Annotated in this window: 12 protein-coding genes; 6 read left to right on the plus strand and 6 right to left on the minus strand. The window is 72.6% G+C overall.

The genetic code is table 11. From position 1 onward, the window contains the following. Positions 1-59 precede the first annotated feature (59 nt). The 3 genes from ACFU5G_RS25110 to ACFU5G_RS25120 all read right to left on the minus strand — a co-directional run bounded on the left by ACFU5G_RS25110 (position 60) and on the right by ACFU5G_RS25120 (position 2437). Positions 60-1226, minus strand: coding sequence for a MalY/PatB family protein (locus tag ACFU5G_RS25110; RefSeq protein ID WP_377250952.1), 1167 nt, complete (start codon positions 1224-1226; stop codon positions 60-62). Positions 1227-1329: 103 nt separating this feature from the next. Next, positions 1330-2010: a YceI family protein gene (locus ACFU5G_RS25115; protein ID WP_377250955.1), complete on the minus strand. Its 681-nt coding sequence runs from the start codon at positions 2008-2010 to the stop codon at positions 1330-1332. 13 nt (positions 2011-2023) lie between these two features. Beyond that, positions 2024-2437, minus strand: a complete 414-nt coding sequence (locus ACFU5G_RS25120) for a DUF3817 domain-containing protein (RefSeq protein WP_033326968.1) — start codon at positions 2435-2437, stop codon at positions 2024-2026. A 55-nt stretch (positions 2438-2492) separates the two neighbouring features. Here ACFU5G_RS25120 and ACFU5G_RS25125 point away from each other — a divergent pair, with 55 nt between their 5' ends. After that, positions 2493-4337, plus strand: a complete 1845-nt coding sequence (locus ACFU5G_RS25125; RefSeq protein WP_377250958.1) for an ABC transporter ATP-binding protein — start codon at positions 2493-2495, stop codon at positions 4335-4337. Next, a complete protein-coding gene (locus tag ACFU5G_RS25130) occupies positions 4334-6079 on the plus strand; it encodes an ABC transporter ATP-binding protein (RefSeq protein ID WP_377250961.1) in 1746 nt (581 codons plus the stop codon). Before ACFU5G_RS25125 ends, ACFU5G_RS25130 begins: the two co-directional genes overlap by 4 nt. A gap of 37 nt (positions 6080-6116) precedes the next feature. On the opposite strand, the gene ACFU5G_RS25135 is transcribed toward ACFU5G_RS25130, so the two are convergent. Beyond that, on the minus strand, positions 6117-6890 hold the full coding sequence (locus ACFU5G_RS25135; protein ID WP_377250964.1) for an IclR family transcriptional regulator: 774 nt from the start codon (positions 6888-6890) through the stop codon (positions 6117-6119). A 68-nt stretch (positions 6891-6958) separates the two neighbouring features. Between ACFU5G_RS25135 and ACFU5G_RS25140 the strand changes: the two genes are divergently transcribed. Genes ACFU5G_RS25140 through guaA form a run of 4 tightly spaced genes read left to right on the plus strand, consistent with a single transcriptional unit; the run spans position 6959 to position 11433 of the window. Beyond that, the gene (locus ACFU5G_RS25140; protein WP_377250967.1) at positions 6959-7981 is read left to right on the plus strand and encodes a 2-dehydro-3-deoxygalactonokinase; all 1023 of its coding nucleotides are present in this window, start codon (positions 6959-6961) and stop codon (positions 7979-7981) included. Beyond that, positions 7978-8586, plus strand: coding sequence for a 2-dehydro-3-deoxy-6-phosphogalactonate aldolase (locus ACFU5G_RS25145; protein WP_377250970.1), 609 nt, complete (start codon positions 7978-7980; stop codon positions 8584-8586). Before ACFU5G_RS25140 ends, ACFU5G_RS25145 begins: the two co-directional genes overlap by 4 nt. A gap of 52 nt (positions 8587-8638) precedes the next feature. Next, positions 8639-9787, plus strand: a complete 1149-nt coding sequence (dgoD, locus tag ACFU5G_RS25150; protein ID WP_377250973.1) for a galactonate dehydratase — start codon at positions 8639-8641, stop codon at positions 9785-9787. Positions 9788-9840: 53 nt separating this feature from the next. Then, positions 9841-11433 (plus strand): glutamine-hydrolyzing GMP synthase, encoded by a 1593-nt coding sequence (guaA, locus tag ACFU5G_RS25155; RefSeq protein WP_377250976.1) that lies wholly within the window; start codon positions 9841-9843, stop codon positions 11431-11433. 69 nt (positions 11434-11502) lie between these two features. Here guaA and ACFU5G_RS25160 read toward each other — a convergent pair whose 3' ends face one another. Further along, positions 11503-12066: a hypothetical protein gene (locus ACFU5G_RS25160; protein ID WP_377250979.1), complete on the minus strand. Its 564-nt coding sequence runs from the start codon at positions 12064-12066 to the stop codon at positions 11503-11505. Positions 12067-12239: 173 nt separating this feature from the next. Beyond that, positions 12240-12863, minus strand: coding sequence for a prepilin peptidase (locus tag ACFU5G_RS25165; protein ID WP_377250982.1), 624 nt, complete (start codon positions 12861-12863; stop codon positions 12240-12242). Positions 12864-13064: the final 201 nt, after the last annotated feature.

Consider the following 13064-nt stretch of genomic DNA (forward strand, 5'->3'; position numbering starts at 1 on the left):
GCTCTCAGCCAACTGAGAGCGAAGAAACTTAGGCCTCGAAAAAAGGCAGGCGCTCGCCGTCAGGCGTGCAGCGCGGCCCGCATCCGCCGCGCCGCCTCCTCGACGAGCGGGCGCGGCATGCCCGCGTTGAACCGCACGAAACCGCGGCCCGCGTCCCCGCACTCCGCCCCGTCGACCAGGACCACGCCCGCGTGCTCCTGGAACCAGGCGGCGGCGCTCGCGGGCTCGCCCGGCAGGTCCAGGCCGCGGCAGTCCAGCCAGGCCAGGTACGTCCCCTCGGGCGCGCGGTAGCCGATGCCCGTCCCGTCGAGCAGCTCGCCGAGCCGCGTGACGTTGCCGCGCACGTAGGCGACGACGTCGTCCAGCCAGTCGCGGCCGTCGTCGTACGCGACCTGGTTGGCCAGGATGCCGAGGGTCGAGGGACCCTCCTCGACACGCTCGCCCACCTGGTGCCACAGCCGCGCGTCGGCGTCGTTCGAGAGCACGAGCTGGGCGCACTTCAGGCCGGGCAGGTTCCACGCCTTCGACGCGGACGTGGCGGTGACGGTGTGCCCCGCCGTCGTCTCGTTCAGCGAGGCGTACGGCACGTGCCGGCGGCCCGGGTGCACCAGCGGGGCGTGGATCTCGTCGGCGAAGACGCGGCCGCCGTGCCGGTCGACCACCTCGGCGACGGCGAGCATCTCGGCGGGCTCCAGCACCCGGCCGATCGGGTTGTGCGGGTTGCACAGGATCATCAGGTGCCCGCCCGCGCGGAACGCGGCGTCCAGCGCGTCGAGGTCGTAGGCGTACCGGCCCTCGGCGTCGCGCAGCATCGGGACCTGGATGACCTTGCGGCCCAGCTCGCCCGGCAGGGTGTGGAACGGCATGTACGACGGCGTGGGCACGATCACCGGCGAACCGGGCCGGGAGAAGTGCTTGACGACCTCGGCCAGCGCGGTCAGCACGTCGGACACGGGCCGGACCCGCCCCGGGTCCACGGTCCAGGAGTAGCGGTCGGCGGCGAACCGCGCGTACGCCTCGGACATCCCCGTCACGAGCGCCGGCGGGAGGTAGCCGAGCAGGCCGCGGTCCACGGCGTCGTGCAGCGCGGCGGCGATCGGGGGCGCGACCTGGAAGTCCATCTCCGCGACCCAGGCGCCGATGGTGCCCGGGAAGGCCGTCCACTTGAGGCTGCCGTTCGCGCGGAGGCGGTCGGCGGTGAGGGCGTCGAAAGCGTGGTCGTTCACGTTCGCATTGAAGCAGGTGCGGGCGCGGGGCCGGTACGGGCGCCCACGCCCGGGTTCCCGGGCGCCTCCGGGCGGCCCGGGGCCGTTCGAGGGCCCGCGGCGCTCAGCGGGACAGGGTCAGCTCGGCCTCGACGAAGCCCGTGTCCTCGACCGTGACGAAGCCCAGGTCGGGGGCCTGGACGTCGTAGTCGGCGAACGTGACCGGCACGGTCGCGGCCAGCTCGGCGACGACGTCGTCGCCGTCGGCGACCAGGCGGATCTCCAGGCCGGCCGTGACGTCGCGGGTGACGTCCTTGATGGTCATCGAGCCGGGTGCGTCCACGGTGACGGTCTCGCCGTCGGCCACCGCGGTGACGTCCACGGGGGCGGTGAGCTCGAACGTGGCCGTGGGGAAGGTACGGGTGTCGAGGATGCCCTGGAACTGGCCGTCCCGGGCGGACTCGTCGGTGGTGATGCTGGCCAGGTCGACCTCGACGGTCGCGGCGGTGAGCTCGCCGTCGGCCACCGTGCCCGAACCCGTCACCTGCTCGGTGCGGCCCACGACCGTGACGTCCTGCCCGGACAGCACCTCGTCCACGCGGTAGCCGGCCTCGGAGCCGTCGGCCACGGTCCAGTCGCCGTCGAGGTCCCCGACGGCGGCCGTGGCCGCGGGCGCGGACGAGCCGACGGCGGGCGCCGGGACGTCGCCGCCGGTCTGCATCGAGGCGTAGATGCGCGTGGCGAGGAATCCGAGGGCGGCCAGGACGACGACCACGCCCAGCGCCACGGCGATCTTGCGACCCATGGTTCCTCCGGTCTCAGGAGAGGTAGCGGGCCTCGAGCGTGGCGAGCTTCGCCTCGGCCTCGGTGTGCACCTTCTTCTCCAGCACGAACGACATCACCGGGATCACGCCGGCGATCACCATGGTGACGAGGCGGCCGAAGCCCCAGCGCATCTTGGACCACAGGTCGGCCACGGTGACCAGGTACACCACGTAGATCCAGCCGTGCGCGAACGGCACCCAGGCGATGAACGGCATGACGCCGTCGACGTCGACCAGGGCGCCGAGGCCGTACTTGATGCCCAGCTCGACGCAGAGGATCAGCAGCATGACACCGGTGACCAGAGCCATGAAGCGGTAGCGGGACATGGCACCGCGGGCCTTGCGGATGGCGGTCGCGGCGGCCTCGGTGGAGATCTCGGGCGTGGTCTGCGGGGTGCTCACAAGCATCGAGGATATGCCGTCCACGGGGTGCCGTTCGACGCTGTGGATAAAGCGTGGATGAATGTCAGTGGTGCTCCGTACGGTGGTTGTCGTGCGCTCCCTCCCCTTCGCCGATCCCGGCACCCCGCCGCTGCGCGGTCCGCTCACCCTGCTCCTGTGGCTCGCCCGGAAGCAGATCCGCGTGCTGCTCGTGGCGATGTTCTTCGGCGTCGTCGGGTTCACCTGCAGCGCCTTCCAGCCGTTCCTGCTGGGAAAGATCATCGACAGCGCCACCGACTCCGGGCTGAGCCGGGACACGTGGACGTGGGCCGGCATCATGGTCGGCGTCGGCCTCGTGTGGATCGCCTCGAACGCCATCGGGCACCGGTGGGACATCACCGCCTGGATGCACGCGGCGTTCCGAACCTCACAGCTCGTGACGCGCACCGTGGCCCGCTCCGGGCACAACATCACCAAGGAGCTGCCCACCGGTGAGGTCGTCTCGTCGGTCGCGAACGACACAATGCGCATCGGCGAGGTCTTCGGCATCGCGGCCCAGACCATCGGCAGCGTCGCCACCTACGGCATCGTCGTGGTGCTGATGCTCGATCAGTCGCTCCGGCTGGGGCTCGTCATCGCGCTCGGCCTGCCGGTCGTCGCGGCGATCCTCGCGCTGCTGGTCAAGCCGCTGCAGAAGCACCAGAAGAACCAGCGCGACGCGCAGGGCCGGCTCACCACGCTCGGCGCGGACACCGTCTCCGGCCTGCGCATCCTGCGCGGGATCGGCGGCGAGAAGGTCTTCACCGGCCGCTACCAGGTGCAGTCGCAGAAGGTGCGGGAGGCCGGCGTGGCCGTCGCGGGCACCCAGTCGGTGCTCGACGCGCTGCAGATCCTCCTGCCGGGCCTGTTCATCGCGCTGGTGGTCTACCTCGGCGCGGCCGAGGCCATCGCCGGGCGCATCTCCACGGGTCAGCTCGTCGCGTTCTACGGGTACGCGTCGTTCCTGTCCTGGCCGGTCCACCTGCTCGTGCAGTCGGTCAACGTCGTCACCAAGGCGCACGTGGCGGCGGGCAAGGTGGTCAAGGTGCTGCAGGTCGTGCCCGCCACCGGCGCCGAGGGGTCCACCGCGCAGATGCCGCCCGCCGGCGTCCCGCTGGTCGACGAGACCACGGGCGTCACGCTGCCGCCCGGCCGCGTGGTCGCGCTGGTCAGCGCCGACCCGGACGAGTCGGCGCAGGTCGCGATCCGGATGGGCCGGTTCGACGACGAGGCGGAGGCCGGCACCCCGGTCACGCTCGGCGGCGTCCGGCTGGCCGACCTCGACAAGCAGGAGCTGCGGGAACGCATCGTGGTCGCGGACGCGACCCCGGCGCTGTTCTCCGGCCGCCTCGCGGGCGAGCTCGACGTGCGCGACTCCGCGAACGCCGAGGCGCTGCTGCGGGCCATGCACATCGCCGACGCCCACGACGTGCTGGAGTCGCTGCCCGACGGCATCGAGGGCGAGATCCCCGAGAAGGGGCGCTCGCTGTCGGGCGGGCAGCGGCAGCGGGTGGCGCTCGCCCGGGCGCTGCTCACCGACCCGGAGATCCTGGTGCTGATCGAGCCCACCTCCGCGGTCGACGCCCACACCGAGGCACGCATCGCGCAGCGGCTCACCGGGTGGCGGCAGGGCCGGACCACGCTGATCGTCACCGCGAGCCCGCTGGTGCTCGACCACGTGGACGACGTGATCTTCCTCGACGGCGGGACCGTGGTCACCCACGGCACCCACCGGGAGCTGCTCGACCTGCCCACCCAGGCCGAGGGCGGGCGCGAGGCCGCCCGCTACCGCAGGGTGGTGGGCCGCTCGATGGACGACGACGACCTGGACGCCGAGCTCGACGAGCTGCTGCGCGCCACCAACGCAGGGGAAGGAGGCAAGGCATGAGCACCGGAAAGATCCTGCCGATCGCCGACGCCGCCGAGACCTGGCGGTACACGCGCACGCTGCTCGGCCGGCACCGCAGGCCGCTGATCATCATCACTGTGGCGAACACGGTGGCCGCCGTCGCGGGCCTGGCCGGCCCGTTGGTGCTCGGGATGCTCGTCGACGCGGTTGCTGATGGCGCCACCCTCGAGGTGGCGCGCAACCTGGTGCTCGTCGCCGTCGCGGCGGTCGTGCTCCAGTCGCTGATCACCCGGTTCGCCCAGCGCCGCGCCATGGTGTTCGGCGAGACGGTGTTCGCCGACATGCGGGAGGAGTTCGTCGACACCGTCACGGCCCTGCCGCTGTCCACGGTCGAGACCGCGGGCACCGGCGACCTCATCGCGCGGACCACGCGCGACGTCAGCCGCATCCAGAACGCGGTGCGCTTCGGCGTGCCACGGCTGGTCATCGCGGTCGTGACGCTCGTGCTGACGTCGGCGGCCAGCCTGGTGGTCTCGCCCCTGGTGGCGATCGCCATGTTCGTCGGCGTGCCCGTGCTGGTCGGCGTCGCCCGCTGGTACCTCAAGCGGGCCACGCCGGCCTACCAGCGGGAGTCCGCGGCGTACGCGCTGCTCGACGGCACCGTCACCGAGTCGGTCGAGGGCGCGCGCACCATCGACGCGCTCAAGATCGGCCGGCGGCGCACCGACCGGGGCGACGAGGACCTGCACGAGGCGTTCCAGGCCGAGCGCGGCACGCTCAACCTGCGGACCGTGCTGTTCCCGGGCGTGGACTTCGCGTTCATGATCGCGCCGATCTCCGTGCTGGTGTGGGGCTGCTACCTGGCCTCCGAGGGCACGGTGACCATCGGCATGGTCGCCACGATCGTCATGTACACCTACCAGCTCCAGGGTCCGGTCTGGGAGCTCATCTTCTGGCTGGACGAGATCCAGGTGGCCGCGACGTCCCTGTCGCGGATCATCGGCGTGCGGCTCGTGCCGATGGACCGCACGGCGACCGACGCCGAGCCCGACGACGAGGAGGTGCGCGGCACCGACGTGCGCTACGCCTACCGCACGGGCACGGACGTGCTGCACGGCATCGACCTCGACCTCAAGGTGGGGGAGCGGCTGGCGATCGTGGGTCCGTCCGGCTCGGGCAAGTCGACGCTGGGCCGCATGCTCGCCGGCATCCACCCGCCCACGGGCGGATCGGTGCAGGTGGGCGGCGTGCCGCTGGTGGACCTCCCGCTGGAGGACCTGCGCAAGCACGTCGCGCTCGTGACCCAGGAGCACCACGTGTTCGTGGGGTCGCTGGCGGACAACCTGCGGCTGGCCAAGATCGAGGCCGACGACGCCGAGCTGATGGACGCCCTGCGCGCGGTCGACGCGCATGGCTGGGTGGAGGCGCTCGACGAGGGCCTGGCCACCGAGGTCGGCTCCGGTGGGTACAAGCTCACGCCGGCGCAGGCGCAGCAGATCGCGCTCGCGCGGCTCGTGCTGCTCGACCCGCACACGCTCGTGCTCGACGAGGCGACCTCGCTGCTGGACCCGCGCGCGGCCCGGCACCTGGAGCGCTCGCTCAACGCGGTGCTCGACGGGCGCACGGTCGTGGCGATCGCCCACCGGCTGCACACCGCGCACGACGCCGACCGTGTGGCGGTGCTCGACGGCGGCCGGATCACGGAGATCGGCCCGCACGACGAGCTGGTCGCGGCAGGCGGCGACTACGCCAAGCTCTGGCAGAGCTGGCAGCACGAGTAGGCGGTCTGGCGTCCGGCGCGCTGGGGCAGCGGGCGACCTACCCCGCGCGCCGGCCCAGGCCCGCCGAGATGCGGGCCGCCGCGTCGCGGACGACCGGGGTCAGGGTGTCCAGGCGTTCCGGCGGCATGTACGGGCGCGTCGCCGTGACGCTGATCGCGGCGACGATCCCGCCCGACGTGTCGCGCACCGGCGCTGCGACGCAGAGGATGCCCGGCTCGTTCTCCTCCAGGTCGAAGGTCACGCCGCGCTCCGCCGACGTCGCCATGACGCGCACGAACTCCTCGGCGGTGAGCACGTCCTGCTCCAGGCCCTGCCCCGCGCCGGCGGGCCGCTCGGCCAGGAACTGCTCGCTCCAGCGGCCCGGCTCGTCGAGCAGCAGCGCCTTGCCGATGCCGGTGCGGGTCAGCGGCATGCGGTGGCCGATCTGCGAGCGCATCACCGCCCCGCGCGTGCCGGGGATCTTGTCGAGGTACAGCACCTGCCCGCGGTCCTCGATGGCGAGGTGCACGGTGTCGTGCACGCGTTCGGCCAGGGCCCGCAGCACCGGCGCGGCCACCCCGGTCACGGGGTTCTCCTGCAGCGCCTGGTAGCCCAGCTCGATCAGCGCGGGCCCGAGCGCGTAGGCGCCGTCGTCGAGCTGGCGCAGGTAGCCGGTGGCGAGCAGGAGCTGGAGCAGGCGGTGGGTGGTGCTGCGCCCGACCCCGGTCTCCTCCGAGATCTCCCGCAGGCGCGTGCGGCCCCGGGAGACGGCGTTCACCACGGCGATGCCCCGCGCGAGGGTCTGGGTGCCCGGGGGAGCGGCGTCGGTCATCGGCCCACGGTATCCCGATAATAGGGATGCGGTTCGAACTATCGGGACCAGCGACTAGCGTCCAGCACATGGCTGACGACGCACCGAGGCGCGACGCCGCGCTGGTGGCCCTCGACTGGGGTTCGACGACGTTCCGCGCCTGGCTCCTGGACGCCACGGGCGCGGTCCTGGACGAGGTCCGGTCGGCGGACGGCGCGCTCACGCTGTCGCAGCGCGCGGACTCGGCCCGGGCCCGGGCCGCCGCGTTCGAGGCCACGTTCGGCCGCCTGTGCCGGCAGTGGCTCGACGAGCATCCTGGCATCCCCGTCCTGTGCTCGGGCATGGCGGGCTCGAACCACGGCTGGGCCGAGGCCGGCTACCTGGACGTGCCGGCCGAGCTGGGTGCCCTTGCCTACCGCCTGACGGTGGTGCCCGCAGGAGACTCCGTGGTCCACCTGGTGCCCGGGCTGCGGGCCACCGGCTCCCACCCGGACGTCATGCGGGGCGAGGAGGTGCAGCTCGTCGGCGCGCTGGCCGCGACCGCGCCGGAGCACGGCACCGCCGAGCACGTCACCGCCGACCGCAGGCGGACCGTGGTGCTCCCCGGGACGCACTCGAAGTGGGTGCGTCTGGACGGCGGCCAGGTCACGGGCTTCACGACCGCCATGACCGGCGAGCTGTACGGCCTCCTGCTGGGGGACAGCATCCTGGCGCGGCTCGCGGAGGGCGAGGCCGGGACCGAGGCGTCGGACGCCTTCACCTGCGGGCTCGAGGCGGAGGCCGAGCAGGGCGACGAGCGCGGCCTGCCCGCACTGCTGTTCACGGCCCGCACCCTTGTGCTGGCCGGCCGTCTCGCCGGCACGGAGGTGGCCGACTACGTCTCCGGCCTGCTGATCGGCGCCGAGGTGCGGCACGCGCTGCGCGCCGACCCGGCCGACGCGGTCACCCTGTGCGGGTCGGCGGCCACCGCGCACCGCTACCGCGTCGCGCTGGAAAGGTGCGGCGTATCGGTCCGCGCCGTCGGCGAGGATGCCACCGCCCGCGGCCTCTGGCGCGTCGCCCTAGACGCCGGCCTGGCCCCGCTCGAACCCACCCAGGAGCAGCTCGCATGAACGCCCGCACCACCGGACTCGTCGCCATCCTGCGCGGGGTCACGCCCGCCGACGCCGTCGCCGTGGCGGAGGCCGTCTTCTCGGCTGGCTTCGACGCCGTCGAGGTGCCGCTCAACTCCCCGGACCCGCTGGAGTCAGTGCGCCGGATCCGGGCGGCCGGGTCGGCCGACCGCCGGGTCGGGGCGGGCACCGTGCTCACCCCGGAGGACGTGCGGCGGGCGGCCGACGCCGGGGCGTCGCTCGTCGTGTCGCCGAACACCCGGCCGGACGTGATCGCCGAGACGGTGCGGCTCGGCCTGGAGAGCTGCCCCGGGGCGGCCACACCGACCGAGGCCTTCGCGGCGCTCGACGCCGGCGCCGGGTCCATCAAGCTCTTCCCCAGCTCGGCGGTCGGCATCGACGGGATGCGGGCCTGGTCCAGCGTGCTGCCGGCGGGCACCGCCCTGGTCCCGGTCGGCGGCGTCGACGTCGGCAACCTCGCGGACTGGGCGCGCGCGGGCGCGGCGGGCGCGGGCATCGGCACGTTCCTGTACCGCCCGGGCGACCAGCCCGACGTGGTCGGAGCGCGGGCCGCCGAGCTGGTCCGGGTCTGGCAGCAGAGCTGACCGGCAGAACTGACCCGGCAGAACTGAGCGCAGTACAACTGAGAGGCATGCCGTGAAGATCACGTCGATGACGACATTCGTCCTGCCGCCGCGGTGGCTCTTCCTCAAGATCGAGACCGACGAGGGGGTCGTCGGCTGGGGCGAGCCCGTCCTGGAGGGCCGCGCGGCCAGCGTCGCCGCCGCCGTCGAGGAGCTGTCCGACTACCTGATCGGCAAGGACCCCCGCCGGATCGAGGAGCACTGGACCGTGCTGTACCGCTCCGGGTTCTACCGCGGCGGCGGGATCCACATGAGCGCCCTGGCCGGCATCGACCAGGCCCTGTGGGACATCAAGGGCAAGGCGCTCGGCGTGCCCGTGCACGACCTGCTCGGCGGCCGGCTGCGCGACCGGATCAAGGTCTACTCCTGGATCGGCGGTGACCGGCCCGCCGAGACCGCGGCCCAGGCCAGGGACGCCGTCGAGCGCGGCTTCACGGCGGTCAAGATGAACGGCCCGGAGGAGCTGCAGTACGTCGACTCGCGGGACAAGGTCGAGAGGGTCGTCGCCAACGTCGCGGCGGTCCGCGAGGCCGTGGGCCCGAACATCGGCATCGGCGTCGACTTCCACGGGCGGGTGCACCGCCCGATGGCGCGCGTGCTGCTCGACGCGCTGGCGCCCTACCACCTGATGTTCGTGGAGGAGCCCGTGCTCTCGGAGCACGTGGACGGGATCGCCGACGTGCTGCGCAACTCCACGACGCCGATCGCGCTCGGGGAGCGGCTGTACTCCCGGTGGGACTTCAAGAACGTCATCACCACGGGCGTCGTCGACATCATCCAGCCCGACCTGTCCCACGCGGGCGGCATCACCGAGGTGCGCAAGATCGCCGCGATGGCCGAGGCGTACGACATCGCCGTCGCGCCGCACTGCCCGCTCGGGCCGATCGCGTTGGCCGCGTGCCTCCAGCTCGACGCCGTCGCGTACAACGCCGTCATCCAGGAGCAGAGCCTGGGCATCCACTACAACAAGGCGAACGACCTGCTCGACTACATCGTCGACCCCGGCGTCTTCGCCTACGAGGACGGTTCCGTCGCCATCCCGCAGGGGCCAGGCTTGGGCATCGAGGTGAACGAGGACTACGTCCGGGAGCGCGCCGCCGAGGGGCACCGCTGGCGCAACCCGGTCTGGCGGCACGACGACGGGTCGTTCGCCGAGTGGTGAGCCCAACTCCGCCGTGGGGCGCCGGGCCGCCGTCGGGCACATAGACTTGCCGCGTGTCGTCCACTGCCCCTGAGAACCAGCCGCAGACCCCCCGCCCGGTCATCGTCGTCGACTTCGGCGCGCAGTACGCCCAGCTGATCGCGCGCCGCGTGCGCGAGGCCCGGGTGTACTCGGAGATCGTGCCGCACACGTTCACGGTCGAGCAGATGCTCGCCAAGAACCCCGTGGCCATCATCCTGTCCGGCGGTCCGTCCTCCGTGTACGCGGCCGGCGCCCCGTTCGTCGATCCCAAGCTGTTCGAGGCCGGCGTGCCGGTCATGGGCATCTGCTACGGGTTCCAGGCCATGGCGCAGGCGCTCGGCGGCGAGGTCGCGCAGACCGGGCTGAGCGAGTTCGGCGGCACCGAGGTCGAGGTGTGCGCCTCGGGCGTGCTGCTCGCCGACACCCCCGAGCACCAGACCGCGTGGATGAGCCACGGCGACGCCGTGCACAAGGCCCCGGTCGGCTTCGAGGTCCTCGCGACGTCGGAGGGCGCGCCCGTCGCCGCCTTCGAGGACACCCGCCGCCGCCTGTTCGGCGTGCAGTGGCACCCCGAGGTGAAGCACTCCGCGCACGGCCAGACGGTGCTGGAGCACTTCCTCTACGAGGGCGCCGGGCTCAAGCCCGACTGGACCCCCGGCAACGTCATCGCCGACCAGGTCGCGGCCATCAAGGCCCAGATCGGCAGCGCCCGCGTCATCTGCGCGCTGTCCGGCGGCGTCGACTCCGCCGTCGCGGCCGCGCTCGTGCAGCAGGCCGTGGGCGACCAGCTCACCTGCGTGCACGTGGACCACGGCCTCATGCGGGCCGGCGAGGTCGAGCAGATCGAGACCGACTTCGTCGCCTCGACCGGCGTGAACCTCGTGATCCGCGACGAGAAGGAGCGGTTCCTGACGGCGCTCGCCGGCGTCAGCGACCCGGAGACCAAGCGCAAGATCATCGGCCGCGAGTTCATCCGCGTGTTCGAGGACGCGCAGCGCGACATCGTCGCCGAGGCCGGCGCGCACGGCGAAGAGGTCAAGTTCCTGGTGCAGGGCACGCTGTACCCCGACGTCGTCGAGTCCGGCGGCGGCGAGGGCGCGGCCAACATCAAGAGCCACCACAACGTGGGCGGCCTGCCCGACGACCTGGACTTCGAGCTGGTCGAGCCGCTGCGCACCCTGTTCAAGGACGAGGTCCGCGCGGTCGGCCGCGAGCTGGGTGTGCCCGAGGAGATCGTCTCGCGGCAGCCGTTCCCCGGCCCGGGCCTGGGCATCCGGATCGTCGGCGAGATCACGGCCGAGCGCCTGGAGATCCTGCGCCGCGCCGACGCGATCGCCCGCGAGGAGCTGACCAAGGCCGGCCTGGACAACGAGATCTGGCAGTGCCCCGTCGTGCTGCTCGCCGACGTCCGCAGCGTCGGCGTCCAGGGCGACGGCCGCACGTACGGCCACCCGATCGTGCTGCGCCCGGTCTCGTCCGAGGACGCCATGACGGCCGACTGGACGCGCCTGCCCTACGACGTGCTGTCGGTGATCTCGACCCGCATCACCAACGAGGTGCGTGAGGTCAACCGCGTGGTGCTCGACGTGACGAGCAAGCCGCCGGGCACCATCGAGTGGGAGTGACGTCCCGCGGCCCCGTCCCTCTCGAGGGGCGGGGCCGCAGTTCTTTCTGGTCTCCGTCGGCGACGAGGATCAGGAGATGGCGAACGAGCTCGCCTTGTCGTTGAACGTGCCGAGGTTGTTGTCCCGGTCGATGAACCCGGTCGACGACCCGGTCTTCCCGGTCCCGTCGAAGAGCTTCACGTCGCAGCTGTTGTACGTCTTCACGGAGCTGACCGCGTTCTGGTAGGCGCCGAGGTTGGCGCCACCCTCGTTGTCGCCGGTGCCGCCGCTGCACCCGACGGAGTAGGACGGGTTGAAGACGACGACGCGCCACCCGCCGAAGTCGGCGTGCTGGTAGAGCTCGGCGACCACGAGCCCGGTGCCCGGGGTGCCGGTCTTGCAGCCGAAGGTGCCGTCGGCGACGGCACAGTAGTACGTCGCCGTGACAGCGGCCGGGGCCGCGGCCAGGTCCTCGACCAGCACGGGTGCCGCGGACCCGACCGGCTGCGTCCGCACCCCCGCGCCGCTCTCGCCGTCGGCCGTCCGCGCCATCGCGGGCCCGGCCGCCCCGAGCGCCACCACCATGAGTGCTCCCGAGACGACGGCGGTCAGCCGGGTCCGGAAACTACGGGTCGCTGCGTCTGCGTACCTCATGAGTGCTCCTCATGTCTGCCGGCGACGCTGTTGTCGCCGGTCACACATAGGCGAGGATTTCACCCGGTCGCTGATACCTGAAAACTAGTTTTCATCGCGCGATCGACCGGTTATGGGGTCTTATTCGTGGAAACGGCTTTTGGGGCCGCTTGGCGGTAAGAAGGGGATTTGGGTCAGCCCACCAGCCGCGCCCAGGTCAGCCCGATCACGGTGCCGAGCAGCAGGTACGGGCCGAACGCGATGCCCGTCTTCCAGCCCGCGCGCCGGCCGAGCACCAGGACGATCGCCACCACGCCGGCCAGCAGGTGCGCGGCGAAGACGCCGATCAGGAGCGTGCCCCACGAGTGCCACGTCAGGACGGCGCCCAGGGTCAGGCTCAGCTTGACGTCTCCGTACCCGATCCCGCCGCGCGGGGACACCAGGTACAGCACCTGGTAGAGCGCGAAGAACGCGAGCGCGCCCAGCGCGGCCCGGCCGAGGTCGGCCCACGATCCGGTGCCCAGGGCCGCGACCACGAGCAGCACCCCCGTGGCCCAGGTCAGGGGGAACACCAGCGCGTTGGGCAGCCGGTGGGTGCGCCCGTCGATCACCCCGAGCGCCGCGCCCGCGACCGCGAGCACGACGTAGGCCGGGGTCAGCCAGCCCGGGCCGCTCGCCCAGACGGCCCAGACCACGGCCGGCACGGCGGCGGCGGCGGAGGCGCGCGCGTAGGGCGCCACCTCGTCCCGCGCCCGCCGGTAGTGGCGCACGACGAAGGGCTCGGCGGGGCTCGTCGCGGCCGGTTCGGTGGGGCTCACCCGGGGAGGCTATCCGGCGGGACCGGTCGGGCGCAGCAGTTCACAGCCCGGCCGCCGCCCCGGCCTGGCCGAGATCCGGTCCGGTTCGCGAGTGGTCCGGGCGTCGTCGGGGAGTGGTCCGGGCCGGGCGGCCGGGCGCGTTCCCCTTCGAGGCCTAAGTTTCTTCGCTTTGCGGTGGTCCAAAGCGAAGAAACTTAGACC

This window comes from Promicromonospora sp. NPDC057488 (assembly GCF_042802395.1).
GTDB lineage: Bacteria > Actinomycetota > Actinomycetes > Actinomycetales > Cellulomonadaceae > Promicromonospora.

What these genes read in the sequence shown, in the direction of transcription:
- ACFU5G_RS25145 (WP_377250970.1), top strand. Translation starts at nt 7,978, where the DNA reads ATGAACGCCCGCACCACCGGACTCGTCGCCATCCTGCGCGGGGTCACG.
- ACFU5G_RS25125 (WP_377250958.1), top strand. Translation starts at nt 2,493, where the DNA reads ATGTCAGTGGTGCTCCGTACGGTGGTTGTCGTGCGCTCCCTCCCCTTC.
- ACFU5G_RS25115 (WP_377250955.1), bottom strand. Translation starts at nt 2,010, where the DNA reads ATGGGTCGCAAGATCGCCGTGGCGCTGGGCGTGGTCGTCGTCCTGGCC.
- ACFU5G_RS25130 (WP_377250961.1), top strand. Translation starts at nt 4,334, where the DNA reads ATGAGCACCGGAAAGATCCTGCCGATCGCCGACGCCGCCGAGACCTGG.
- ACFU5G_RS25120 (WP_033326968.1), bottom strand. Translation starts at nt 2,437, where the DNA reads ATGCTTGTGAGCACCCCGCAGACCACGCCCGAGATCTCCACCGAGGCC.
- ACFU5G_RS25135 (WP_377250964.1), bottom strand. Translation starts at nt 6,890, where the DNA reads ATGACCGACGCCGCTCCCCCGGGCACCCAGACCCTCGCGCGGGGCATC.
- ACFU5G_RS25160 (WP_377250979.1), bottom strand. Translation starts at nt 12,066, where the DNA reads ATGAGGTACGCAGACGCAGCGACCCGTAGTTTCCGGACCCGGCTGACC.
- ACFU5G_RS25140 (WP_377250967.1), top strand. Translation starts at nt 6,959, where the DNA reads ATGGCTGACGACGCACCGAGGCGCGACGCCGCGCTGGTGGCCCTCGAC.